Annotated in this window: 20 protein-coding genes, 1 other RNA gene and 5 pseudogenes; 9 read left to right on the plus strand and 17 right to left on the minus strand. The window is 68.6% G+C overall.

Annotated features, from left to right (window positions below):
- Nucleotides 1-10 precede the first annotated feature (10 nt).
- Genes paaE through paaA form a run of 5 tightly spaced genes read right to left on the minus strand, consistent with a single transcriptional unit; the run spans nucleotide 11 to nucleotide 3,782 of the window.
- Nucleotides 11-1,099: a 1,2-phenylacetyl-CoA epoxidase subunit PaaE gene (gene paaE, locus L2X99_RS07000; protein ID WP_236124444.1), complete on the minus strand. Its 1,089-nt coding sequence runs from the start codon at nucleotides 1,097-1,099 to the stop codon at nucleotides 11-13.
- A 1-nt stretch (nucleotide 1,100) separates the two neighbouring features.
- Complete coding sequence (gene paaD, locus L2X99_RS07005; RefSeq protein WP_236124443.1) at nucleotides 1,101-1,622, minus strand: 1,2-phenylacetyl-CoA epoxidase subunit PaaD; 522 nt, start codon at nucleotides 1,620-1,622, stop codon at nucleotides 1,101-1,103.
- A gap of 2 nt (nucleotides 1,623-1,624) precedes the next feature.
- Complete coding sequence (gene paaC, locus L2X99_RS07010; RefSeq protein WP_236124442.1) at nucleotides 1,625-2,542, minus strand: 1,2-phenylacetyl-CoA epoxidase subunit PaaC; 918 nt, start codon at nucleotides 2,540-2,542, stop codon at nucleotides 1,625-1,627.
- An 11-nt stretch (nucleotides 2,543-2,553) separates the two neighbouring features.
- On the minus strand, nucleotides 2,554-2,847 hold the full coding sequence (gene paaB / locus L2X99_RS07015; RefSeq protein WP_236124441.1) for a 1,2-phenylacetyl-CoA epoxidase subunit PaaB: 294 nt from the start codon (nucleotides 2,845-2,847) through the stop codon (nucleotides 2,554-2,556).
- Nucleotides 2,844-3,782 carry a 1,2-phenylacetyl-CoA epoxidase subunit PaaA gene (gene paaA / locus L2X99_RS07020; protein ID WP_236124440.1) on the minus strand — a complete coding sequence of 313 codons (939 nt, stop codon included), beginning with the start codon at nucleotides 3,780-3,782 and terminating at the stop codon, nucleotides 2,844-2,846. Before paaA ends, paaB begins: the two co-directional genes overlap by 4 nt.
- Before the next feature lie 100 nt (nucleotides 3,783-3,882).
- Between paaA and paaZ the strand changes: the two are divergent.
- A pseudogene (gene paaZ, locus L2X99_RS07025) lies at nucleotides 3,883-5,953 on the plus strand (phenylacetic acid degradation bifunctional protein PaaZ).
- Between the two features lie 67 nt (nucleotides 5,954-6,020).
- On the opposite strand, the gene L2X99_RS07030 reads toward paaZ, so the two are convergent.
- Nucleotides 6,021-6,395 (minus strand): hypothetical protein, encoded by a 375-nt coding sequence (locus tag L2X99_RS07030; protein WP_236124438.1) that lies wholly within the window; start codon nucleotides 6,393-6,395, stop codon nucleotides 6,021-6,023.
- A 37-nt stretch (nucleotides 6,396-6,432) separates the two neighbouring features.
- Complete coding sequence (locus tag L2X99_RS07035; RefSeq protein WP_236124437.1) at nucleotides 6,433-7,455, minus strand: Atu2307/SP_0267 family LLM class monooxygenase; 1,023 nt, start codon at nucleotides 7,453-7,455, stop codon at nucleotides 6,433-6,435.
- Between the two features lie 107 nt (nucleotides 7,456-7,562).
- Between L2X99_RS07035 and L2X99_RS07040 the strand changes: the two genes are divergently transcribed.
- Together L2X99_RS07040 and L2X99_RS07045 are read left to right on the plus strand one after the other, a co-directional pair.
- Nucleotides 7,563-8,240: a HEAT repeat domain-containing protein gene (locus L2X99_RS07040; protein WP_236124436.1), complete on the plus strand. Its 678-nt coding sequence runs from the start codon at nucleotides 7,563-7,565 to the stop codon at nucleotides 8,238-8,240.
- Nucleotides 8,240-9,232 (plus strand): MerR family transcriptional regulator, encoded by a 993-nt coding sequence (locus L2X99_RS07045; protein ID WP_236135796.1) that lies wholly within the window; start codon nucleotides 8,240-8,242, stop codon nucleotides 9,230-9,232. Before L2X99_RS07040 ends, L2X99_RS07045 begins: the two co-directional genes overlap by 1 nt.
- A gap of 27 nt (nucleotides 9,233-9,259) precedes the next feature.
- Here the strand turns inward: L2X99_RS07045 and L2X99_RS07050 are convergent.
- The 4 genes and pseudogenes from L2X99_RS07050 to ssrA all read right to left on the minus strand — a co-directional run bounded on the left by L2X99_RS07050 (nucleotide 9,260) and on the right by ssrA (nucleotide 13,171).
- A pseudogene (locus tag L2X99_RS07050) lies at nucleotides 9,260-10,356 on the minus strand (fatty acid desaturase family protein).
- A gap of 23 nt (nucleotides 10,357-10,379) precedes the next feature.
- Nucleotides 10,380-10,898: a hypothetical protein gene (locus L2X99_RS07055; RefSeq protein WP_236124432.1), complete on the minus strand. Its 519-nt coding sequence runs from the start codon at nucleotides 10,896-10,898 to the stop codon at nucleotides 10,380-10,382.
- 663 nt (nucleotides 10,899-11,561) lie between these two features.
- Nucleotides 11,562-12,656 (minus strand): diacylglycerol/lipid kinase family protein, encoded by a 1,095-nt coding sequence (locus tag L2X99_RS18525; protein WP_442923503.1) that lies wholly within the window; start codon nucleotides 12,654-12,656, stop codon nucleotides 11,562-11,564.
- A gap of 145 nt (nucleotides 12,657-12,801) precedes the next feature.
- Nucleotides 12,802-13,171, minus strand: a transfer-messenger RNA (tmRNA) gene (gene ssrA / locus L2X99_RS07065).
- 140 nt (nucleotides 13,172-13,311) lie between these two features.
- Between ssrA and L2X99_RS07070 the strand changes: the two genes are divergently transcribed.
- The gene (locus L2X99_RS07070) at nucleotides 13,312-13,974 is read left to right on the plus strand and encodes an SIMPL domain-containing protein (RefSeq protein WP_236124431.1); all 663 of its coding nucleotides are present in this window, start codon (nucleotides 13,312-13,314) and stop codon (nucleotides 13,972-13,974) included.
- Here the strand turns inward: L2X99_RS07070 and hflX are convergent.
- Nucleotides 13,961-15,477, minus strand: a pseudogene (gene hflX, locus L2X99_RS07075) (GTPase HflX). The gene L2X99_RS07070 and the pseudogene hflX overlap by 14 nt on opposite strands.
- Before the next feature lie 71 nt (nucleotides 15,478-15,548).
- Between hflX and L2X99_RS07080 the strand changes: the two are divergent.
- The gene (locus L2X99_RS07080; protein ID WP_236124430.1) at nucleotides 15,549-16,193 is read left to right on the plus strand and encodes a class I SAM-dependent methyltransferase; all 645 of its coding nucleotides are present in this window, start codon (nucleotides 15,549-15,551) and stop codon (nucleotides 16,191-16,193) included.
- Between the two features lie 147 nt (nucleotides 16,194-16,340).
- Here L2X99_RS07080 and dapF read toward each other — a convergent pair.
- From dapF to L2X99_RS07095, 3 genes and pseudogenes are all read right to left on the minus strand, one after another.
- Nucleotides 16,341-17,212, minus strand: a pseudogene (gene dapF, locus L2X99_RS07085) (diaminopimelate epimerase).
- A gap of 35 nt (nucleotides 17,213-17,247) precedes the next feature.
- Nucleotides 17,248-17,691, minus strand: coding sequence for a GNAT family acetyltransferase (locus L2X99_RS07090; protein WP_236124429.1), 444 nt, complete (start codon nucleotides 17,689-17,691; stop codon nucleotides 17,248-17,250).
- A gap of 13 nt (nucleotides 17,692-17,704) precedes the next feature.
- Nucleotides 17,705-18,235: a dihydrofolate reductase family protein gene (locus L2X99_RS07095; RefSeq protein ID WP_236135797.1), complete on the minus strand. Its 531-nt coding sequence runs from the start codon at nucleotides 18,233-18,235 to the stop codon at nucleotides 17,705-17,707.
- A 74-nt stretch (nucleotides 18,236-18,309) separates the two neighbouring features.
- Here L2X99_RS07095 and L2X99_RS07100 point away from each other — a divergent pair, with 74 nt between their 5' ends.
- Nucleotides 18,310-18,555 carry a PLDc N-terminal domain-containing protein gene (locus tag L2X99_RS07100; RefSeq protein WP_236124428.1) on the plus strand — a complete coding sequence of 82 codons (246 nt, stop codon included), beginning with the start codon at nucleotides 18,310-18,312 and terminating at the stop codon, nucleotides 18,553-18,555.
- Here L2X99_RS07100 and miaA read toward each other — a convergent pair.
- Together miaA and miaB are read right to left on the minus strand one after the other, a co-directional pair.
- Complete coding sequence (miaA, locus tag L2X99_RS07105) at nucleotides 18,541-19,446, minus strand: tRNA (adenosine(37)-N6)-dimethylallyltransferase MiaA (protein ID WP_236135798.1); 906 nt, start codon at nucleotides 19,444-19,446, stop codon at nucleotides 18,541-18,543. The two genes, L2X99_RS07100 and miaA, sit on opposite strands and share 15 nt — an antisense overlap.
- 28 nt (nucleotides 19,447-19,474) lie before the next feature.
- Nucleotides 19,475-21,012 (minus strand): annotated as a pseudogene (gene miaB / locus L2X99_RS07110) (tRNA (N6-isopentenyl adenosine(37)-C2)-methylthiotransferase MiaB).
- 143 nt (nucleotides 21,013-21,155) lie between these two features.
- Here miaB and L2X99_RS07115 point away from each other — a divergent pair.
- Genes L2X99_RS07115 through L2X99_RS07125 form a run of 3 tightly spaced genes read left to right on the plus strand, consistent with a single transcriptional unit; the run spans nucleotide 21,156 to nucleotide 24,351 of the window.
- Nucleotides 21,156-22,433, plus strand: a complete 1,278-nt coding sequence (locus tag L2X99_RS07115) for an efflux RND transporter periplasmic adaptor subunit (RefSeq protein WP_236124427.1) — start codon at nucleotides 21,156-21,158, stop codon at nucleotides 22,431-22,433.
- Nucleotides 22,430-23,122: an ABC transporter ATP-binding protein gene (locus L2X99_RS07120; RefSeq protein ID WP_236124426.1), complete on the plus strand. Its 693-nt coding sequence runs from the start codon at nucleotides 22,430-22,432 to the stop codon at nucleotides 23,120-23,122. Before L2X99_RS07115 ends, L2X99_RS07120 begins: the two co-directional genes overlap by 4 nt.
- A complete protein-coding gene (locus L2X99_RS07125) occupies nucleotides 23,119-24,351 on the plus strand; it encodes an ABC transporter permease (RefSeq protein WP_236124425.1) in 1,233 nt (410 codons plus the stop codon). Before L2X99_RS07120 ends, L2X99_RS07125 begins: the two co-directional genes overlap by 4 nt.
- The last annotated feature ends 129 nt before the right edge of the window (nucleotides 24,352-24,480 follow it).

The raw sequence follows: 24,480 nt of genomic DNA on the forward strand, positions 1-24,480 counted from the left end.
TCTGTCCCCCTCAGCTGTCGTAGTCCACGGTGACCTCGTCGCTCACGGGGAACGACTGGCAGGTGAGGATGAATCCGGCATCGACCTCGCCGGGTTCGAGGGCGTAGTTGCGCACCATGTCGACCTCGCCGGTGCACAGCTTGGCACGGCAGGTGCCGCACACCCCGCCCTTGCACGCGAACGGCAGATCGGTGCGGGTCTGCTGCGCCGAGTCCAGGATGCTGGCGCCGCGCGACATCGTGGTGGTCGTGCGGCGTCCGTCCAGCACGACGGTGACGTCGCTGGTGAGTCCCTCGACGACGGCATCCGGATGCCGCAGCTCGGGCGGCGGCGCGTCGACGTAGAACAGCTCGACGTGCACGCGGTCGGCCGGAACGCCCAGCTCCTCGAGCACGATCCGCGCGTCGGTGAGCATGCCGAACGGGCCGCAGAGCCAGACGTGATCCATGTCGCCGATCGGCACCAGTGTGGTGAGCAGGGTGCGCAGCCGTTCGGCGTCGAGCCGTCCGGAGAACAGTTCGACGTCGCGGGGCTCGCGCGAGAGCACATGCACCAGGTCGAACTGGCGGGCGTGCGCGTTCTTCAGATCGGCGAGCTCCTCGGCGAACATCACCGAGGTCGTCGTGCGGTTGCCGTAGATGAGGGTGACGTCGGATGCCGGGTCGCCGAGCACCGTCGCGGCGATCGACAGCATCGGCGTGATGCCCGATCCGGCGGCGATGCACAGGTGGCGTCCGCCCTCGCCCGCCTCGGCCCGGAAGCTGCCGCTCGGCGTCTGCACCTCGACGGCGTCGCCGGGGCGCAGCTCGTGCGCGAGCCAGGGCGAGAACAGCCCGTCGGGGATCACGCGCACGCCGATGCGCGGAGCGCTGCCGGCCGGCGAGCAGATCGAGTAGGTGCGCCGCTCCTCCACCCCGTCGACGAACCGGCGCAGGGTCAGCGACTGTCCGGCCACGAAGTCGTACTCGTCGCGCAGGTCATCCGGGACGGCGAAGGTCACCGCGACCGCGTCGTCTGTGAGGGCGTCGATCGCCGTGACGACGAGGGGGTGGAAGGCTCCCCTGCTTGCCGGAGGAGTGGAGGTGGCTGCTGCCGTCACGTCAGATCTCCTTCACGTGGTCGAAGGGCTCCAGGCAGGAGCGGCACCGGTACATGGCCTTGCACGCCGTGGAGCCGAATTCGCTGGAGAGCGCGACGTCCGCACTGCCGCACTGCGGGCAGTGCACAGCGCGGTGCGTGGGGCCGAGTCGTATCGCGACGGGTCCGGTCCGCACCGGCGCCGGTCCCGGCGGTGAGATGCCCGCCGCGGCGAGCGCGGCACGCCCCTCCGGGCTGATCCAGTCCGTGGTCCACGCCGGGTCGAGGGCGACGCGGATGCGGACGGCGGGGAACCCGGCCTCCTGCAGCTCACGCTGCAGGTCGTCACGCATGGTCGCCATGGCGGGGCATCCGGAATAGGTGGGCGTGATCGCGGCGATCACGGTGCCGTCGTCATCGAGGGCGACCTCCCGCAGCACGCCGAGGTCGGCGAGGGTGAGCATCGGCAGTTCCGGGTCGACGACGCGGGTGGCCGCGGACCAGGCGCGTTCCAGCAACTGGGCACGGTCGAGGACGGCAGTCATCGTCACCACCGTCCTTCCGGGTGGGCACGGGCGACGGCCTGCATCTCCGCGAGCAGGCCGCCGAGCGCCTCGGTGTGACAGCCGTCGCGTCCACGCCGCCCGTGAACCCCGGCCGATGGTGCGCGGTCAGGGCGCTCGACCGCGGCCGCTGCGAGCACCTGGTCGAGCACGGCATCCGCCTCGTCCTGCACCTGCGCGGGGTCGACACCGACACCGGCATCCGCCACTGTCCTCTCGACCGGGTGCGTCTCGAAGAGCTCGGCACGCAGCGGCCAGAGGCCGTCGAGCGCGGCGAGGAGGCGCCGACGCGACTCCTCCGTGCCCTGCGCGAGCGTGATGAACCAGCGCCCCGCGAAGTCGCGATGATAGGCGACCTCCTTCGCGCCCTTCGCCGCGACGGCGGCGAGCACGGCGTCACGGCTGCCCGACAGCCGCTCGAAGAGCGCATGGCGCCAGGTCGAGAAGATCAGGATGCGGGCGATCGTCTCGGCGAAGTCGCCGTTCGGCACCTCGGCGAGGCGCACGCTGCGGAAGGCGCTGTCGTCGCGGAAGAAGGCGAGCCGGTCCTCGTCGGGCACCGGCGAGCCGTCCGGCAGCGCGGGCACCACGGACGGGTCGGCGGCGGCCGCGCGCGCCAGCAGCAGGCGGGCCTGGCCGAGCAGGTCGAGGGCGATGTTCGCCAGCGCGATGTCCTCCTCGAGGTCGGGCGCGCGGCTGCACCACTCCGAGAGCCGCTGCGAGAGCACGAGGGCGTCGTCGCCCAGCATCAGGCAGTACGCGGCGAGCGCGTGCGGATCCACGCCGTCGGGGACGGTCGTGTCGACACCCGCGAGCGGGTCCTCGAAGTCGGTGCCGAACGCCCAGTGCGCGTCGTTCACCAGAAGGCCGGCGTACGCGTTGTCGTGGAACTCGTCTGTCATGTCGTCACGCCTCACATGTGGGGCACGTCGTCGGGGATCACGTAGAACGTCGGATGCCGGTACACCTTGTCGCCCGCGGGTGCGAACATCGGGTCCTTCTCGTCCGGACTCGACGCGGTGATCTCGTCGGAGCGCACCACCCAGATGCTCACGCCCTCGTTGCGGCGCGTGTAGACGTCACGGGCGTGCCGCAGCGCCATCTGGTCGTCGGCGGCGTGCAACGAGCCGACGTGCACGTGGTTCAGTCCGCGCTTGCCGCGCACGAACACCTCGTAGAGCGGCCACTCCGCCTTGACGTCGCTCATGCCGACTCCTCCTTCTCCGCGTGCGCCATCGCCGCCTCTCGCACCCACGCACCGTCCTCCCACGCCTTGCGCCGGTGCTCGATGCGCTGCGTGTTGCAGGGGCCGTTCCCGCCGACGACCGCCCAGAACTCGTCCCAGTCCGGTGTGCCGAAGTCGTAGTGCCCTCGCTCCTCGTTCCAGGCGAGGTCCGGGTCGGGCAGGGTGACACCGAGCGCCTCGGCCTGCGGCACCGTCATGTCGACGAACCTCTGCCGCAGCTCGTCGTTGGTGTGGGTCTTGATGCCCCAGGCCATCGACTGGGCTGTGTTCGGCGAGGAGTCGTCCGGCGGGCCGAACATCATCAGCGAGGGCCACCAGAACCTGTTCACCGATTCCTGCACCATCTCTCGCTGGGCGTCGGTCCCGCGCATCATCGTCATGAGCAGCTCGTAGCCCTGTCTCTGGTGGAAGGACTCCTCCTTGCAGATGCGGATCATGGCCCGGCCGTAGGGTCCGAACGAGGTGCGGCACAACGGCACCTGGTTGCAGATGGCGGCGCCGTCGACCAGCCAGCCGATCGTGCCGACGTCGGTGTACGACGGGGTCGGGTAGTTGAAGATCGACGAGTACTTCTGCCGGCCCGAGATGAGGTTCTCAGTGAGTTCGTTCCGCGAGACCCCGAGCGTCTCGGTCGCGGAGTACAGGTACAACCCGTGCCCCGCCTCGTCCTGCACCTTGGCGAGCAGGATCGCCTTGCGCCGCAGCGAGGGCGCCCGGCCGATCCAGTTGCCCTCCGGCTGCATGCCGATGATCTCGGAGTGCGCGTGCTGCGCCACCTGGCGGATCACGGTCCTGCGGTACGCCTCCGGCATCCAGTCGCGCGGCTCGATGCGATCGCGGCGCGCGACGATCTCCTCGAAGTGCCCGTCGAGCCCCAGGTCGTCCTCGACCTTCATGCTGCACCTCCATCGGAGCATCCGGCCTATTTACTGACCGACCGTTCTGTACTACTCTGACACACGGAAGCGGGTGGCGCAATGCTGCCCCGCGCCCTCGATGACGAGCGAAGGGATGCCCCCAGTGACCACTCCACTTCTGGAGAGCTACGCCGCCGGCGCCTGGTTCCGCGCGGAAGACGAGGGCACGCCCCTTCTCGATGCCGCGACGGGTGAGGAGATCGCACGCATCTCCAGCGCGGGCCTCGACACCGCGGCCATGGTCGACCACGCGCGGCGCGTCGGCGGTCCGGCGATCCGTCCCCTGACCTTCCATGAGCGGGCGACCATGCTCAAGGAGCTCGCGCTGATGCTCAATCAGCACAAGGACGAGTTCTACGCCCTGTCCGCGCGCACCGGTGCCACGCGGCGCGATTCGGCGGTCGACATCGACGGCGGCATCGGCACGATGTTCTCCTACGCGAGCAAGGGCAAGCGCGAGTTGCCGAACGACGTCGTGTACTTGGACGGCTCCGTCGAGCAGCTCGGCAGGGGCGGCACGTTCCTGGGACAGCACGTCTACACGTCGCGTCCGGGCGTCGCGGTGCAGATCAACGCCTTCAACTTCCCGGTCTGGGGCATGCTCGAGAAGCTCGCCCCCGCGTTCCTCGCAGGTCTCCCCACGATCGTCAAGCCGGCGAGTCAGACCGCGTACCTCACCGAGGCCGTCGTCCGCAGGATCGTCGGGTCCGGCATCCTGCCCGAGGGCGCCCTGCAGCTGATCTCGGGTGGCGTCGGCGACCTGCTCGCGATGCTCGGCGCGCAGGACTCGGTGTCGTTCACCGGCTCCGCCGCGACCGCCGACCTGCTGCGCCGTGATCCCGCCGTGCAGGAGCGCGGGGTGCGTCTGCAGGTCGAGGCGGACTCGCTGAACGCGTCGGTGCTGGGCACGGACGTCACTGTCGAGGACCCGGAGTTCGAGTTGTTCGTCAAGGGTGTCGTCGCCGAGATGACGGTCAAGGCAGGCCAGAAGTGCACCGCGATCCGGCGTGCGATCGTGCCGGAGGCGATGGCGGATGCCGTGATCGCCGCCGTGTCCGCCCGACTGGCGCGCACCGTGGTCGGCGATCCGGCCGAAGAGCAGGTGCGCATGGGTGCACTCGCCAGCGTCGGTCAGCGAGAAGAGGTGCGCCGGGCCATCGCGAACCTGCGCCGCAGCTCCGACCTCGTGTTCGGCGACCCCGACCATGTCGAGGTGGTGGGCGCGGATGCCACGGCGGGCGCGTTCCTGTCTCCGATCCTGCTCCGCGCGCACGAGGGCGCCGCAGAACCGCATGAGGTGGAGCCGTTCGGACCGGTGAGCACGGTCATCACGTATCGCACCGTGGAGGAGGCGATCGCTCTCACCGCTCGCGGACGCGGCAGCCTGGTGGCATCCGTCGTGACGCACGATCCGGCGTTCGCCCGTGAGGTCGTGCTGGGGCTCGCTCCCTGGCACGGCCGAGTGCTGGTGCTCGACCGCGATGACGCGGCCGAGTCGACCGGGCACGGCAGCCCGCTGCCGATGCTCGTGCACGGCGGACCGGGGCGCGCAGGTGGCGGCGAGGAGCTCGGCGGCATCCGCGGGGTGCTGCACCACATGCAGCGCACGGCGGTGCAGGCGTCCCCGGATATGATGACCGCGATCACCGGACGCTGGACCACCGGCTCGGCGCGCCGCGTGGAGGATGTGCATCCGTTCCGGAAGAGCCTGCGCGATCTGCGCATCGGCGACAGCATCGTCTCGGCGCCCCGCACGGTCACGCTCGCCGACATCGACCACTTCGCCGACTTCACGGGCGACCGGTTCTACGCGCACACCGACCCGGATGCCGCCGGCGAAGAACCCGCTTTTCGGCGGCATCGTCGCCCACGGGTACCTCGTCGTCTCGCTGGCCGCCGGCCTCTTCGTCGATCCCGATCCCGGTCCCGTGCTGGCGAACTTCGGCGTCGACGGGCTGCGCTTCCTGACGCCGGTCAAGGCCGACGACAGCATCCGGGTGACCCTGACGGTCAAGCAGATCACCCCGCGCAGCTCGGCCGACTACGGAGAGGTGCGCTGGGACGCCGTCGTCGTGAACCAGGACGACGAGCCAGTGGCGACCTACGACGTGCTCACTCTGGTCGCGAAGGAGTGGCCACCCGCCGAGTGACGAGAGCTACGATCACGGCCCCAGCGGCGCGAGGACAGAGCGCGGCATCCGACTCAGAGCGGCGGAGTCACTCGAGAAAGTCGAGCCAGATCGTCACGCCCACGTCGGCCAAGCGTCGCAGAGTCGACGAGCTGATCGTTTCCGCGCCATGCGGGAACGTGATGAAGAGGCGGACGAAGACCTCCTCTGAGCGGAGAAGCTCCGCTGGCACGCCATCGAGACGATCGATGAGCGAAAGGATCGTACGATCCAGCTCCTCCGCTCGTCGCGCAGCGTCCTTCTCCGTGAACGGGAGGGTGCCCAACTGGTACCAGTGCGAACCATCCGTCACCCGCTCGTCGAACGTCTCGTACGCGGCCAGCTCTGCGATCGGCGCTGCATGCACCACGGCCAGACTCACGATGACGTAACCATCAGCGCTGTCGTCTAGCTTCATGTGCACGCTCAGAGCCTGGCACAGTCGCCCTGACGATGCCTGCTCAGGCGATCATGTCCTTCACCATCGGCACGACCTTCTCGCCGTACAGCTCGATCGAGCGCTGGTGGTCCGCGTGCTGCACGGGCTGGTCGTACTTGAAGTCGAAGCGGTCGACCTTCAGCACCTGCAGCGTCGCGGCGATCTTCCGTGCGACGGTCTCGGGAGACCCGACGTACAGCGCACCGGACTCGATCTCGCGCTCGAAGTCGCCGACGGCGGGCGGCGGCCAGCCGCGCTCCTGACCCATCCGGGTGCGCATCGCGACCCAGCCGTCGTGCACCAGTGCGCGCGCCTTCTCGTCGGTCTCGGCGACGAGTCCTGGCGAGTGCACCGCGACCGGCTGCCTCTCGACACCGAACTGATCCTGGGCACGCTCGAACAGGTCGACGTACGGCGCGAATCGCGCGGCCGGCCCGCCGATGATGGCGAGGAACAGACCGAGGCCGTGCCTGGCCGTGCGCACGACGGAGTCCGGGCTGCCGCCCACCCCCACCCAGGCCCGGAGGCCCCGCTCGGTCGTCGGATAGACCCGCTGATCGGTCAGGGCCGCGCGGGTGCTCCCCTGCCAGGTCACCGGCTCCTCCTTCAGCAGCGCGGCGAGCAGCTCGAGCTTCTCCTCGAAGAGCACCTCGTAGTCCTGCAGGTCGTAGCCGAACAGCGGGAACGACTCGATGAAGGAACCGCGCCCCGCGACGATCTCGGCCCGCCCGCCCGAGACGGCGTCGAGCGTCGCGAAACGCTCGAAGACGCGCACCGGGTCATCGGAGCTGAGCACGGTGACCGTCGAACCGAGTCGGATCCGCTCCGTCTTCGCGGCGACCGCAGAGAGCACCATCTCGGGACTCGAGACCGCGAAGTCCGGACGGTGGTGCTCACCGATCCCGAAGAAGTCCAGCCCCGCCTGATCCGCGACGACGGCGTCGTCCACCAGATCACGGATGACCTGCGGATGCGGCAGCGACCGCCCGTCGGCATCCGTCGTGACTCCGCCGAAGGTGTCCAGCCCGAATTCGATCTCGCTCATGCCGGAGTCAACGTTCCATGCATCCGAATGTATTCCTCACTCGGTGACGGCGTGACTTGACCTTGACACGGTGCCAAGGTCTTCGATGTGATGTGGAGGTGGTCGACATGACGAACACAGAGAGCGCAGCACAGCGCGCCACGGCACTCCGCCACGCCCTCGCGCAACCCGATGCCTCTTCACGGCTGCAGGCCGCGCTGAGTGCAGGCACCACGCCGGACCCCGAGTACGTGGAGGAGCTGATCGCCCGGTGCGCGATCGAACCGGACTTCTACGTGCGCGACATGCTGACCTGGGCCCTCACCCGGCAGGACCCGGCGCTCACGCTGCCGCGACTGCTCCCCGAGCTGCACTCCCCTGCTCCTCAGGCCCGAAGTCAGGCGCTGCACACGCTGTCGAAGATCGCGGACCCGTCGATCTGGCCGGAGATCCCGCCCGGCCTGCTGGTCGACGAGGACGACGAGGTCGCCCGCACCGCCTGGCGCACATCCGCGGGTCTGGTGCCTGAGGGCGCCGAGACCGCACTCGCCGAGACCCTGTCGACGCAGTTCGGCCGCGGCGATCGCGACGTGCAGCTCAGCCTGAGTCGCGCTTTCGCAGTGATCGGCGAACCCGCAGCCTCGTCGGTGGCGAGAGCGACGGATCACAACGAAGAACATGTGCGCATCCACGCGATCGCAACCGAACGGATCATGTCCGACCCCGAGGAGGGGTTCGACGCGGCGATCGCGGAGGCCAGGCGCGTCTTCGCGCTGCGTAGCGCACCGCAGACAGGAGACCGCTGATGCTCATCGGCGAGGTCGCCGCGCAGTCCGGCATCAGTGCGCGGATGCTGCGGCACTACGACTCCATCGGTCTGGTGTCCCCGAGCGAACGCACGGCCGGCGGATACCGCCGGTATTCCGAGGAGGACATCAGGCGACTGTTCCACGTGGAGGCGCTGCGTTCGCTCGGGCTCACCCTGCAGGAGGTCGCCGATGCCCTCGACGATCCGGCGTTCACACCCGGATCGGCCGTGGACGGCCTCCTGGGCCGCACCCGGGAGCGGATCGAACGCGAGCATCAGCTGCTCCGACGTCTCGAACGGGTCCGGGACAGCGGTCCGGGGGCCTGGTCTGAGGTGCTCCGCATCATCGGCCTGATGCACGGTCTGGACTCAGAGGACCCGTCGGCCAGGCAGCAGGCGGTGCTCACCACTGCACCGGAGCAGCGCGATGCGGCGATGCTCGTCGACGCCGCGATCAAGGAGACCGATCCGAACGCGGCCGGAGCATTCGACTGGGCGCTGGCGCGGATCGGTGACGACGCCGTGCCCCTGCTCGCCGAGGCGCTGGGCTCCTCCGACGAGCCCCGCCGCCGGCGGGCCGCCGCGACGCTGGAGAAGATCGGTTCCGCACGCGCACTGAAGGCGCTCGGTGCCGCGTCCGCCGATCCGGTCGTGACGGCACGCGCTGCGCTCGCGAGGGGCCGTCATGGCGATGCCGGCGCCGTTCCCGCGCTCATCGGACTGATCGTCGAGGGGCGGAACGACGTCGAGGCCGCTGATGCGCTGGAGACCCTCGCCGTACAATCCGACCAGGCATCCGAGATCCTCGATGCGCTGGCAGGGCAGCTGGAGAGCTCCGCCGGCGGAGCCCGGTTGCGCTTGACATCGGCGCTCGCGGGAATCCCTGGTGAGCGGGCACGCACCATCCTCGGCGAGCTCGCTGAGGACGACGACGAACCCGTCGCGCTGACGGCGAAGTACCTGCTCCGCATGAGGGCGTATCCGACGTGAGCGCGCCGGCCGTCGCTCTGAACCCGGTCAGTCCGCGGTGAGGTGCGCACGCTGTTCGATGAGCGGGCACGCGAAGACGTCCCGCTCTCCGAGCCCGACGCGGTTGATGTATCTGATCACGATCGCGTAGGAGGCGAAAAGACCCGTTTGCGTATAGGGGACGCCGTGCGCGCGGCAGTACTCGGCGATCACCGGCGCAGCGCGGCGTAGGTGCGGGCGGGGCATCGAGGGGAACAGGTGATGCTCGATCTGATAGTTCAACCCGCCCATAGCGACGTCAAGGAACCGGCTACCGCGGATGTTCCTGCTCATCATCACCTGCCGCCGCAGGAAGTCCAGCTTCATGTCTCGGGGGACGACCGGCATCCCCTTGTGATTGGGGGCGAAGAGACGCCCATGTAGAACCCGAACAGTCCCAGCTGTACGGCGAGGAACGTCACGGCGATACCCGGCGACAGCACGACGAACACCAGAACCAGGTAGCCGACCATCCGCAGGGCGAGGAACGTGATCTCCACCCAGCGCCGCTCCAGGCGACCGCGGGCGAAGACCCGGCGCACGCTCGACGCGTGAAGCGAGATCCCTTCGAAGAACAGGATCGGGAAGAACAGCAGCCCCTGATGCGCACGCAGCCATGTGATCGCCGGATTGTGCTGACGGGCCGCTGTCTCAGCGGTGACGGCGATGACGGGCAGCTCGATGTCGGGATCCGATCCGAGCTTGTTGGGATTGGCATGGTGCCTTGTATGTTTGTGCTGCCACCATCCGTAGCTCATGCCCACCAGCAGGTCACCGAGGACCAGGCTGATCCAATCGTTCCAGCGGCCCGAGACGAAGATCTGTCGATGCGCGGCATCATGACCGAGAAACGCGATCTGGGTGAAGACGATGGCGAGGACCACGGCGGTGAAGAGCTGCCACCAGGTGTCCCCGATCCAGACGAAGGCGCCGAGGCAGATGGCGAGCACGAGTGGTGCGCCGATGAGTTTCGACCAGTAGTAGCCGTAGCGCCGACGCAGCAGTCCGCGGACGCGGATCTGCTGTGCCAGCACGGTGAAAGTGCTCGATCCGCGCGCCCCGCTTTCGCGAGGGCGCGTACGGATCGTCGGACGGATGCCGTCCATGATGACTTCTCTCCGGCGTCGCCCTAATCGCGGACGGCGCCTCCTTCTTCCAACCAGTCCGAGATGCGCGCCTCGTCATCGGACGGAGTCTCGACGGGGCGACGGGCGAAGGTGACGGACTCAGCGAGGGCGGCGACGGCCGCAGCTCGCTGCTGTTCGCGGTCGGAGGCGTCCTGGTACCGATGGGCCGCGATCGCCCGTTCGGCGTGAAGGGCGGCGCTGATCTCGGCGAGCCGAGTGGCGAGCACGGCGCCGAGTCCGTCCCGGAGTTCCTCCAGGTTGGTGTTCGCGATCTCCAGTCGTCGATCTGCGACATGCAGTTCGACGGTCGGGAATCCGTTCGCCGCCAGGTATGCGCGCGTCTCGCCTCCCTGGATCGCGGCGACCTCGTCGCGATCAGTCTTGCGTGTGAACACCGCTTCCACGGTGTAGCGGTCCGGTGCCTCGTCCGTCAGGAGCGTCGCGGGAAGCGAGCCGACGAGAATGGATCCGAGCCCCAGCAGTCCAGGGTCCTGCCCTGCGATCTTCACTTGTGTGTTCATGAACCGACGGTACGCCTCGAACATGTGTGCGCTCACAGGTTGCATCGCCCTGCCGGAGCCTGTGAAGAGCCCTCACCGGATCGCGCGCGTCCCCATGGACCGTCATCACGGTGAGAGCTCTCATTCCACAATGAGCAACCAGATCCTCGCGCGGATCGGTGGCTCATTCGCGAGACTACACCGCTCGCTGCTTCGCCGATAGTCTTCGTCTCAACCGCGCTCGTCCGGGCGCTGGGATGCTATGTGTTTCGGTTTCGACGCCCGGACACCATCCTCGAGATCCGCACGCGCCGAGGTCCCCGCGGTCGCCGAGTACGTATGCCAGTGCAACCCCACAGCGCGATCCCAGCTGGTGTCCCCTTCGCTCGGGGCACGCGGACGGCGCTTTGCGCCGCCGTCACTCCTGTGTGCGGTCGCTTCGCGGTCGGCATTCTCATCGGGCGAACTCTTGCTGGTCATTTCCTGACCGTACGCGCCCGACATGTACGCGCTCACAGGTTCGAGGACGATGCCCGCAACTTCCCGCAGGAGCTCCCGTCCCAAGCAGACGGAGACGCACTTGCTGTGAATGTGTCCGGTTCTCGCCATTCGCCTTGGATGACGCGTACGGTGAGGATCATGTGGACAGTACTCGTGATCCTGCTTGTGGTCTGGGTGGTGCTGTCAGTCGTCGGATTCGCGTTCCAGGGTCTCCTGTGGCTGGCCATCATCGGAATCGTGCTCTTCGTCGGCACCCTCATCTTCGGATTCTTCCGGCAACGGGCCAAGCGTACGGCCGCCTGAGTCTCGTCCGGCTGCACCTGCCGGAGTGCAGATGTCGAGCGTTGCTGCTCTGAGAGCGATCCGCGCCCGCTTGACCAGCCCGAAACCATCTCCGTCCAGCTCGATTCCGCGCGGAGTCTCGAAGCGGGCGTCGAACCTCGTGCCCTGCGCATACACCAGCGCCTTCAGATCAGGTGCAAGCCGGAGCATGCTCCGGCCGAATCGGGATCGATGGGCGAGGCCCTGAAATGTCAGACGGGTCCCGATGCTGGCCCATCCCAGTCGCCCCTTCGGACGGAGCATCACCACGTCCAGCAGTCCGTCATCGACCTTCGCATTCGGGATCAGCAGCATGTTGCCGGTGAGGGTCCCGCAATTTCCGACGATCACCGTGTGCGCACGCGCCGATCGGGTGCGGCCCCCGTCGATGCGGTAGTCCAGATGGAACAGACGATTCGCGATGACCGACCGGGCGATAGGTGCCACATACGCCATCCAGCCCAGGCGCTTCTTCGCCAGCGCGCTCGTGTTCTCGGCCATCTCCGCGTCCAGCCCGATGCCGGCCATCACCAGGAACAGGTGGGTGCGCCGTTCTCCGGACTCGTTCTCGAGCTCGGCGACACCGACATCCACTGCTCTGGTCACCCCCGAGAACGCCGCGGCGATCGCGCGATCGACATCGTTCAACGGAAGACCGAGGTTTCGGGCCAGGAGGTTCCCGGTCCCGGCGGGCAGCAGCGCGATCGGCGTACCGCTCCCCTGCGCCGCCTCCGCGCCCGTTCGCACGGTGCCGTCCCCGCCGGCGATGATCATCACTGCGGGTTCACCCGCAAGCGCCTCTTCGGCTGCCCGCAGCCCGGAGTCCTCACCGCTCGTCTCGTACCAGCGCGATGTATCCCACCCGTGCGCGTGCTCCTGCTCAGCGACGGCGCGCCGGACGCGCTCAAGCGGCACCTTGACCGGGTTGTAGACGACCGCCGCATGCTGTGTCCGCACACCTCGAGCCTAAGCGCAGGATGACAGCCGGCGGCGACGCGCACCGGTTCCAAGTTTCCGTCGGATGAGTTGTCCACAGACGCAAGAAGGCCCGCCTCCCCAGTGTTCACTAGGGAGGCGGGCCTCTTCATGATGCGACAGCGGTCAGTGGAGCTGGGGGGAATCGAACCCCCGTCCGACGCTGAGTCTCCACGCCTTCTCCGGGCGCAGTCTGTGCAGACGTTCTGCTCGGCTCCGACCTTTGTCACAGACACCTAAGTCGACAAGCCCAGCCTGGGAAGAGTCCCGTGCGACGTCCAGACGCCATCGCACAGCAAGATTCCTAGATGACGCCAGGATCCGTATCGGAATCACATACGGTCTGACGGACTATCGGGCTCGCTTACGCAGCGAGGGCGAAGTCAGTGCGCTTTGCATTGGCACTTATTGTTTTGCAGGGAGCGTTCACGAGATAACCCTGCATCCTCGGCCCGCTTCTCGTGGATTCACAGGCGCCGTCGAAACCGATCAGCCCCGTGGACCTTCTTGCGAAGGAGCCGCTGTCGCACTGTTGATTTACCACCTCGGATGCATCGCAGCCGAGCACTACAGACTACAACGGATACCGGGCCCGCGCCGTTCCGCATGCCGGTCCGTGTGCCGTAGAGTCCCCCTCATGAGCGATGTCATCATCACCGTACGGGGCGAGAACGAGGCGCGCATCGCGCCGGAGCGCGCCGTGATCCAACTCACGATCCGCGCCGAGGGGCCCGAGCGGGCCTCCGCCGTCGACGAGGCCACCCGCCTCGCCGAGCCCGTGCGGCAGAGCATCGTCGACCGCAAGGACGACGGTGCCGTCGTGGAGTGGTCGAGCACGCGGATGACGGTGCACGCGGAGCGCCCGTGGAACAACGAGGGCAAACGCCTCGCGCCGGTCTATCACGCCGCGATCTCGTTCACGGTGACGTTCCCCGAGGCGGCGGAGCTCTCGCTCTGGGTGTCGGATGTCGCAGTGCGCGACGGCGTCGAGATCGGCGGCGTCGACTGGCAGCTCACCCCTCAGACCAGGGCACGCACCGAGCGGGACGTCGCCGCCGAGGCGGTGTCCGTCGCGGTCGCACGCGCCGAGGCCTACGCCGCAGCCCTCGGCCTGCACACCGTGCAGCCCGTGGAGATCGCCGACCTCGGTCTCATCTCCCGGCACGAGTCGGCCGCCCCTCCCCAGGGCAAGATGATGATGCGCGCGGTGGCGTTCGACTCCGCTGCTCCCGGCATGGTGTTCGAGGCCGAGGACATCGTCGTGTCCGCGACCGTCGAGGCCCGTTTCAGCGCGAGCTGACTGTGAACGGCGCGAGTTCGGCTGCGAGGCGCTCGGAGACGTGCGCGTGGATCGCGGTGCCGTTCTCCTCGTGCTCCGCCGAGATCAGCACGCCGTTCTCATGCACGGCCGAGACCAGGTCTCCGCGGTCGTAGGGCACGAGGGCCCGCACCTCGACGGCCGGCATCGGCAGCGCCTCGTCGATGGCCGCGCGCAGTTCCTCGATGCCCTCTCCGGTGCGGGACGACGCGAAGTGCGCTCCGGGCACGAGTCCGCGCAGCACGAGCCGCTCGTCCTCTGTCAGCAGGTCGGCCTTGTTGAACACGACGATCTCGGGGATGCCGCGCGCACCCAGGTCGCCCATCACATCCCGTACGGTCTGCAGCTGCGCCGAGGGATCGGGATGCGAGCCGTCCACAACGTGCACGATCACGTCGGACTCGGCGACCTCTTCGAGCGTGGAGCGGAAGGCCTCGACGAGCTGATGCGGCAGGTTGCGCACGAAGCCGACCGTGTCGGTCAGCGTGTACACGCGGCCGTCGGCGGTCTCGGAACGCCGCACCGTGGCATCCAGAGTCGCGAACAGCGCGTTCTCGACCAGCACACCGGCGCTCGTGAGCGCGTTCAGCAGACTCGACTTGCCCGCGTTCGTGTACCCGGCGATCGCGACCGACGGGATCGCATTGCGATGCCGCTCAGCACGCTTCGCCTCGCGCGCGGGCGCGAAGTCGCGGATCTGCTTGCGCAGCAGCGCCATCTTGGTGCGGATGCGGCGGCGGTCCAGTTCGATCTTGGTCTCACCGGGTCCGCGCGATCCCATACCCGCACCGCCGGCGCCGACCTGTCCACCGGCCTGACGGCTCATCGACTCGCCCCAGCCGCGCAGGCGCGGCAGCAGGTACTCGAGCTGCGCGAGCTCGACCTGCGCCTTGCCCTCGCGGCTCTTCGCGTGCTGGCTGAAGATGTCCAGGATGACGGTGGTGCGGTCGATCACCTTGACCTTGACCACGTCCTCCAGGGCGCGCCGCTGGCTTGCGGCGAGTTCCGTGTCGGCGATGACCGTGTCGGCGCCGACTGCGCGCACGATGTCTCGCAGCTCCTCGGCCTTGCCCCGGCCGAGGTAGGTGGCGGGATCCGGATGCGGGCGACGCTGCAGCAGCCCGTCGAGGACTACGGCGCCCGCCGGTCTCGGCCAGGGCGGCGAGTTCGCGCAGCGAGTTCTCCGCGTCGTCCTGGGCGCCCTGCGGGTACACGCCGACCAGCACCACGTTCTCGAGCCGCAGCTGCCGGTACTCGACCTCGGTGACGTCCTCGAGTTCGGTCGACAGCCCGGCCACACGCCGCAGCGCATGCCGGTCCTCGAGGTCCCACTGGTCGCCGTCCGCCGGAGCCGTACCCGGCTGTCGCAGCATCCTGCAGCGCCTGGGCGCCGCCGAAGACGATCGGCTCGATCCGCGGCTCCGCGTTCGCGAGCACCCGGTCCAGGGAGTCCTGCGTGTTGTCTTCGTTGTTGGGGTTCGTCATCCGGTCCGGATTCCTGCTTTCTCGATAAGAGCGTCTTAACCCTAGCCCGCTGCGTCCGCTACGCTCGCGGTATGGGGTCCGACCATTACTTCACCGCGACCCCGGCCAGTGCGGAGAACCTGCGGAACATCCGCGTCACCCTCGCCGGCCGTGACCTCGAAGTCACGACCGCCGGCGGTGTCTTCAGTCCCGACCGCCTTGATGCCGGAACCGCTGTGCTGTTCGCCAACATGCCGCCGCTGCCGCCGGGCGGGGAATTCCTCGACCTCGGATGCGGATGGGGTCCGATCAGCCTGACCATGGCACTGTCTGCACCGCACGCCACCGTGTGGGCGGTCGATGTCAACGAGCGCGCCCTCGATCTGACGCGCCGCAATGCAAAGGCACTCGGCCTCACCAATGTCAACGCCGTACTGCCCGACGATGTTCCCGACGACGTGGTGTTCCGCACCATCCGATCGAATCCGCCCATCCGCGTCGGCAAGAACGAGCTGCACGGCATGCTCGAGCGGTGGATCCCCCGGCTCGACGAGCGCAGCGACGCCTGGCTGGTCGTGCAGCGCAATCTCGGCGCCGACTCGCTGCAGCGCTGGATCGATGCGACCTTCACCCCGGGCTACAGCGTGTTCCGTGCGGCCACCGGCAAGGGTTACCGCGTGCTGAAGGTGCGCAAGCACGGCACCCCGCCGACCGAACCTGTCGCTCTGCCGTCCTGACGCCGGCCGAGACGGCGCCGGACCGCTCGTTCCGGCGAGCATCTGCGAAGCCGGCGACGAACCACCCACACGCACACGAGACGTCCGTGCCGTGCGCGCGGCTCCCGCAGAGGTGGGTGTCTCGTGCCGGACGGGGTGGAGCGCGTCTCAGGCCAGGTCGATCTCGCCGGTGTAGACCAGCTGCGCCGGACCCGAGAGGGCGACGTGCTCGCCGTCCTCGGCCGGGAACATGCGCACGCCGAGCGTTCCGCCCGGAACCTCGACGCGCCAGTTCGACGGCGCCTTCTCCCCGCCCAGTACCGCACGGCGAGGGCGGTCGCAGCGACCCCGGTGCCGCAGCTGAGTGTCTCGCCGACACCGCGTTCGTGCACACGCATCCGGACGTGACCTACGCCGTCACGTACCAGCGGCTCGCCCGGAACGACGAACTCGACGTTCGCGCCCTCGGAGGGCGCGGGGTCGAGGATCGGCCCGACGTGCAGGTCGAGCCCGACCAGTTCCTGCTCGGATGCCAGTGCGACCACGACGTGGGGGTTGCCGACGTCGATGCCGGTGCCCGGACGCGGAACTGCGAGGCCGCGTGCCTTCACGAGCGGCTCGCCGCCGGCGAGCCGCCAGCGGCCGAGGTCGACCTGGTAACCGGTCTCGCTGCGCATCACGTCGCGGACGCCCGCGCGGGTTCCGATCGGCAGCGTCGAACCCGGCTCGAGGGTCGCGAGCCCGGCACGCACCAGGTAGTGCGCGAAGACCCGGATGCCGTTGCCGCACATCTCGGCGACCGAGCCGTCGGCGTTGCGGTAGTCCATGAACCACTCCGCGTTCGGCTCTTCCGCGAGTGCGGCGGCGCCGTCGGAGAGCGCGGAGGACCGCACGACGCGCAGCACGCCGTCGGCGCCGATGCCGAAGTTGCGGTCGCACAGCACGGCGACCTGCTCGGCGCTCAGCTCGAGTTCGCCGTCGGGGTCGGCGATGATGACGAAGTCGTTGCCGGTGCCGTGCCCCTTGGTGAATGCGACCATGCCCTCAGTCTATTCAGCGGCGGAAGGCGCCTCGTTCAGACGGCGGACTCCGCGGGTGCGTCGACGATCAGCCGCTTGCCCGTCATGCCGATGTCGAAACGCTCGTACCCGATCTGATCGTAGAAGGCGAAGACGATCTCGTTTCCCGGGCGGACCATCAGCTGCACCTTCGGGCAGCCCAGTGCGAGAAGCCGGCGCTCCGCCTCTTCGACCAGCGACCGTCCGATGCCCTCGCCCCTTCGGTCGGCGGCGCTGGCCAGGTAGTAGATCCAGCCCCGATGCCCGTCGTAGCCGGCCATGACGGTGCCCACGATCCGCCCGGACTCCTCGGCGACGACGAGCAACTCGGGCCAGACGGCGAGCATCCGCTCGATGTCGGCGTGCGGGTCGTTCCAGGGCCGGGTCAGACCGGCCTCGTCCCACAGCGCGATGACGGCGTCCTCGTCCGCCCTGTCGAAGGTCCGTAACTGCACGGTCACTAGTGTCTCCGTTCTACGCGCCCTTGAGCACGCGGTAGCGCGTGCAGGCGAACGCCCTATTGCGCGCGACGTCGATGAGTTCCAGGTCAAGAGTACGGGGCAGCAACGGCGCTCCGGATCCCAGAGTCACCGGTGCGTACTGCACCCACACCTCGTCGAGCAGACCGGCGTCGGCGAACTGCCCGGCCAGGTCTCCCCCGCCGACGATCCAGAGGTCCTTGCCGTCGGCGACTTCCGTCATCTCGGCGTGCGCCTCGCGCACGTCGCCCTGGGTCAGCCGCAAGCCTGCCCCCTCGGGCAGGTCGAGGGGGCGATGCGAGAAGATCCAGCCAGGCAGCGTGTGACTCCAGCCGTCCTCGTCGTGGTTCATGATCCACTCGAAGGTGTGCGCACCCATCGCCATCGCACCGAGCCCCGCACGGAAACCGGGGTAGGCCATCGGGCCGTCGTCGTCGATGTCCTGCTTCAGCAGCCAGTCCAGGGAGTGATCGGCGGTGGCGATGAAGCCGTCCAGCGACGAGGCGGTGTAGAAGTATGTGGTCATGCTGCCATGGTGCCTTCGGCCACCGACACTCGGAACCCCTCGGTCCTCGCAACGACGTGGTCCAGACTCGAGATATGGGATGCGACAAGAAGTCCGAGAAGAAACAGATCAGCACCGGCGGCAAGGTGCTCCTCACGATCCTGGGCATCGTGCAGGTCGCGTTCGCCGCACTGGCGTTCTGGGATCTCGCCGCTCGCGACGCCCGGCAGGTGCGCGGGCCGAAGCCTGCGTGGATCCCGGTGATCCTGGTGAACTGGATCGGCCCTGCGACCTACTTCGCGTTCGGCGTCAAGCCCGACGAGCTGTCAGTCAAGGATTGACCCTGCCCCCGTGTCCGGCTCGGCCCAGCGGATTCCGGGATACCGCTTGAACCACGACACCTGTCGGCGCGCGTAGCGGCGGGTCAGCGCCTGCGTCTCGGCGATCGCCTCGGCCCGCGACATCCGCCCGTCCAGCTCGGCGAGCGCCTGTGCGTAGCCGATCGCCTTGCGCGCGGTCACGCCGTCGTCGAGTCCCTCGCCGCGCAGCGCTCGCACCTCCTCCAGGAGCCCGTCGGCCCACATCCGCTCGACGCGCCGGTCGAGCCTCTGGACCAGTTCCGGACGGTCGACGTGCAGCCCGATGATGCGGGTGTCGGGATGCCACAACGCCGGCGCGTCCGGCAGAACCGCCCCGTGTGTCTCGGAGCCCTGCGCGATCACCTCGAGCGCCCGGACGATCCGCCGGCCGTTCTTCGGGTCGATCTTCGCCGCGGTGGCCGGGTCGAGCGCCTGCAGCCGGGCGAACAGCGCGCCGGTGCCCCGCGCGTCGAGCTCGGCCTCGAGCTCGGCACGCAGCGCGGCATCCCGTGGCGGGAAGCGGAAATCGAAGATCACGCTCGACACGTACAGCCCGGATCCGCCGACGAGGATCGCGTCGCCGCCGCGCGTGAGGATCGCCTCGATCGCCTCGCGAGCGATCGGCTGGTACCACGCGACTGCAGCCTCCTCCGTGACCTCGCGCACGTCGAAGAGGTGATGCGGGATGCCGCGGCGCTCGGCCTCGGTGAGCTTCGCCGTGCCGATGTCCATGCCGCGGTAGAGCTGCATGGCGTCGGCGTTGACGATCTCCGCCGGGTTGCCGCGCGCACGCAGACTCTCGGCGAGGTCCAAGGCGAAGTCGCTCTTCCCTGTCCCGGTGGCGCCGACGATCGTCCAGAGACGCGAGGTCATCGCACGTCCCCTATCGAGCGCGAAGACTTCACACGCCCACGCGCAGCGTGGGCAGCCCGAGGCGCACGGCGCCGGCCGTGCCCGGCTCGGGCAGGGCGCAGCTCTCGGCCTGCGCACGGTCCCACGCGTCGCCGCCGCGGGTGCGGCGGATGCGCAGCGGAGCGCCGGTCGGGTCGTCGGCGAGCAGATGGAACGGCGCCGCGTGCGTCACCGTCACGGTCACGACATCGCCGGGACGCGGCAGATCGGAGCCGGGCGTCACCTCGAAGTGCACCAGACGGTTGTCCTCGGCGCGGCCGGTGAGCCGGTGCGTCTCGGCATCCTTCTTCCCCTCGCCGACCGAGACCAGCACCTCGAGCTCGCGACCGACCTGCTTCTGATTCTCCTCGAGCGAGATGCGCTCCTGCAGGGCGATCAGGCGGTCGTAGCGCTCCTGCACGACCTCCTTGGGCACCTGGTCCGCCATGGTCGCGGCGGGCGTGCCCTCGCGGATGGAGTACTGGAACGTGAACGCCCCCGAGAAGCGGGCCTGCTCGACGACGCGCATGGTGTCCTCGAAGTCCTCATCGGTCTCCCCCGGGAACCCGACGATGATGTCGGTGGTGATCGCCGCGTTCGGGATCTTCGCGCGCACGCGATCGAGGATGCCGAGGAAGCGCTCACTGCGGTAGGAGCGGCGCATCACGCGCAGGATGCGATCGCTGCCGGACTGCAGCGGCATGTGCAGCTGCGGCATGACGGCAGGGGTCTCGGCCATGGCATCGATGACGTCGTCGGTGAACGCCGCCGGATGCGGGCTGGTGAAGCGGATGCGCTCGATGCCGTCGATCTCCCCGCAGCGCGCAGCAGCTTGCCGAAGGCCTGCCGGTCGCCGAACTCGACGCCGTAGGAGTTCACGTTCTGGCCGAGCAGAGCGACCTCGATCGCGCCGTCGTCGGCGAGCAGGCGGATCTCGTTCAGGATGTCGCCGGGACGGCGGTCCTTCTCCTTGCCGCGCAGGCTCGGCACGATGCAGAACGTGCAGGTGTTGTTGCAGCCGACCGAGATCGACACCCAGCCGCTGTGCGCGGAGTCCCGCTTGGTGGGCAGGGTCGAGGGGAACACCTCGAGGGACTCGAGGATCTCCAGTTCGGCCTCGCCGTTGTGGCGGGCGCGCTCGAGCAGGCTGGGCAGCGATCCCATGTTGTGCGTGCCGAAGACCACATCGACCCAGGGTGCCTTCTCGAGCACGGCGTCCTTGTCCATCTGCGCGAGGCAGCCGCCGACGGCGATCTGCATGCCCTCGTGCTTGTCCTTCTTGGACTTCAGATGCCCGAGCGTGCCGTACAGCTTCCCCGCGGCGTTGTCGCGCACGGCGCAGGTGTTGATGATCACGACGTCGGCGTCCTCGCCGTCGGCTGCACGGACATAGCCCGCGCTCTCCAGAGAGCCCGAGAGGCGCTCGGAGTCGTGCACGTTCATCTGGCACCCGAAGGTGCGCACTTCATAGGAGCGGTGATGCCCGCCGGCGTCGATCGCCGCCGACGACGGCGCGATGATCGTCGGTTCGCTGCGCGGAGTAGTCATGATGACAGCCATTCTACGAGCCGCCATCTTTATCGGGCTCAAAGGAAGCGCAACGACGACGCTACGTCCCGCTTCGTACCTTCTTCTCATCGGGCCCCGTCCGGAGCGCCCATCCCTGACCCCGACAGGAGCACACCCCTGAGATGAGCCCTCGAACGTTCCTCGCCAGATTCCGCACCCGGACCAAGGTGGTGGTCTCCGTGGTTGTCGTCATCGTCGCTGCCGCCGCCGTCTGGGTGTTCGCCTTCCTGCTGCCCGCGCAGAACGCGACGGCCGAGACGATCACCCGCACCACGACCGCGAGCCTGGAGACCCTCGAGAAGACCGTGCAGGGCACCGGCACGGCGACGCCCGCGGTGCAGGACGATGTCTCCTTCACCGTGTCCGGAACCGTCACCGCCGTGAAGGTCGCAGAGGGACAGACCGTCGCCGCCGGCGACGTCCTCGCGACCGTCGACACCCTTCAGCTCAACGCCGACCTGCTCGATGCCAAGGCCTCGCTCGCGGATGCCAAGGCGTCGCTGGCCGTCGCCCAGGACTCCGACGCATCGGATGCCCGCATCTCGGCCGCGTCCGCTGCGGTCGACGTCGCGCAGTCCGATGTGGACTCCGCGACCGCCGCTCTCGACGACGCCACTCTGAAGGCCCCCGCCGCCGGTCTGGTGACCACTGTCGGGATCGCCGTCGGCGACAAGGTGACGGGGACCGGGTCCTCATCGTCCTCGAGCCCGTCGACGCCCGTCGACTCCTCCGCCACGACATCGGCCAGCCCGTTCGGCGGCGGCAGCAGCAGCGGGTCGTCCAGCGATTCCGGCGCCAGCACCGCGGCCTTCACCATCGTCAGCACGAACGCATGGTCCCTCGACGTCTCGGTCGGCGAGACCGATATCGCGAACGTGAAGAAGGGCCAGCAGGTCGAGCTGGCCACCGACGACGGGGACGAGTACTTCGGCGTGGTCTCCGAAGTCGGGGTTCTTCCGGGCACCACCTCGGGCTCCGCCCAGTACCCGGTCACCGTGACGGTCACCGGCGACGGCAAGGGGCTGTTCGACGGCGTCTCGCTGACGGCATCCATCGTGTACCAGCGCCGGACCGATGTGCTGGCCCTGCCCTCGGCCGCGGTCACCACCGCTGACGGCAAGAGCACGGTCACCCTCGTCTCCGATGACGGGAAGCAGACCGAGACCTCCGTCGAGGTCGGCGAGACCAGCGGCGGCTACACCGAGATCGTCTCGGGCATCTCCGAGGGCGACAAGGTCGTGCTCACGAGCTTCACGCCCGGTGAGGGGAACTCGGGGCAGTTCCCTGGCGGAGGACGGGTGCCCGGCAACGGCGAGTTCCCCAGCGGCGGAGAGTTCCCCAGCGGCGGGCAGATGCCCGGCGGCGGCGAGTTCCCCGGCGGGAACGGAGGCCAGCGATGAGCGGCCCCGTCATCGAGCTGATCGGCGCACGCAAGACCTACCACTCTGGAGATCTCGAGTTCGAGGCCCTGCGCGGCATCGACCTCCAAGTGCACGAAGGCGAGTACCTCGCGATCATGGGCCCGTCTGGTTCCGGCAAGTCCACGCTGATGAACATCCTCGGATGCCTCGACGTGCTCACGGACGGCGAGTATCGGCTCGGCGGGGAGGACGTGTCGCAGCTCAGCGAAGCTGCCCTCGCGCAGGTGCGCAATCGCCGGATCGGGTTCGTGTTCCAGCAGTTCCACCTGCTGCCGTCGCTCTCGGCACTGCGCAATGTCGAACTGCCACTGGTGTACGGCGGCATCGGCAGAGCGGAGCGGCACGATCGCGCCGTCGCCGCGCTGAGCAAGGTCGGACTCGAGCAGCGGCTGCACAACCGCCCGGGTGAGCTGTCCGGCGGGCAGCAGCAGCGCGTCGCGGTGGCCAGGGCCCTGGTGGGCGAGCCGACCATGATCCTGGCGGACGAGCCGACGGGAAACCTCGACTCGACCTCCACCGACGACGTTCTCGGCCTGTTCGACGAGCTGAACGACGCGGGCCGCACAATCGTGCTCATCACCCACGAGCACGATGTCGCCCGGCGCGCCGAGCGCGTCGCCCTGGTGCGCGACGGCCAGATCACGGAGTCCGCGGAGGTGGCGGCGTGAACTGGTCCGAGACCTTCAGCACAGCCTGGCATGCGATCCGCTCGCACACGCTGCGATCCCTGCTCACCGTCCTCGGCATCCTGGTCGGCGTCGCCGCCGTGGTCGTGACGGTCGGCCTCGGCCTCGGCACGCAGAAGGATGTCAGCGAGCAGATCAGCTCGCTGGGCAGCAACCTGCTCATCGTCTCGCCAGGGTCCAGCACCGATTCCAGTGGCATCCGCGGCGGATTCGGCACTTCGACGACGTTGAAGGCGACGGATGCCGCAGCGCTGCAGTCCGAGGTCGCGGCCCCGGACGTGCAGAGCGTGGCCCCTGAGAAGACGTCGTCGCTGTCGCTGGTCGCCAATGACACGAACTGGACGACCACCGTCACGGCGACGACGACGGACTGGCCCGAGGTGCGCTCTCGCACCCTCGCCACCGGCTCGTTCTTCACCGATGAGGACTATGCGTCGAACGCGCATGTCGTCGTGCTCGGCTCCGAGACCGCATCCGAGCTGTTCGGCCGCACCGGAGTGGTCGGGCAGTCCGTGACGATCGACGGCACCGCCTTCGACATCGTGGGAGTGCTCGACTCGGCCGGCTCGAGCTCGTCGTCCAATCTCGACGATGCCGCCGTGATCCCGCTTTCGACCGCGGCCAGCACCGTGATGGGCGGCACGAGCTCGTCGGCCGTGAACACGATCTACGTCAAGGCTGTGTCCGACGACGTGCTCTCCGGCGCATATCAGGAGGTGCAGTCGGTCCTGCTGAACCTGCACGGCATCACCGACGCCGACAGCGCCGACTTCACCGTCGAGAGTCAGGATGCCCTCGTCGACACCGCGACCGCCGTCTATCAGACGCTCACGGTTCTGCTCGCGGGCGTCGCCGCCCTGTCGCTGCTGGTCGGCGGGATCGGTGTGATGAACATCATGCTGGTCTCTGTCACCGAGCGCACCAGGGAGATCGGCCTTCGCAAGGCGCTCGGTGCGCCGCCGGGAGCCATCCGCAACCAGTTCCTGCTCGAGGCGACCGTGCTCGGCTTCGGCGGAGGCATCGTCGGCGTGATCCTCGGCGTCGTGGTCGCCCTGGTGCTGCCGGCGATCATCGGCAGCTCCGTGGTGCTGTCGCTCCCGATCGTGTTCCTCGCGATGGGCGTCGCCGTCGCGATCAGCCTGGTCTTCGGGGTGTACCCCGCCACCAGAGCCGCACGGCTCGTCCCCATCGACGCGCTCCGCAGCGAATGACCTCCCTCTCCCAAGGAAAGAAATCATGACTCTCAGCTCCTCCCGCTTCCGTACGGTGCCGACACCACGGTCACCCAGCGCGTCACGGTCGATGCCTCGACGATCGCCGTCGGCGACTGCGTCATGATC

It is taken from the genome of Microbacterium sp. KUDC0406, from assembly GCF_021582875.1.
Taxonomy (GTDB): domain Bacteria; phylum Actinomycetota; class Actinomycetes; order Actinomycetales; family Microbacteriaceae; genus Microbacterium.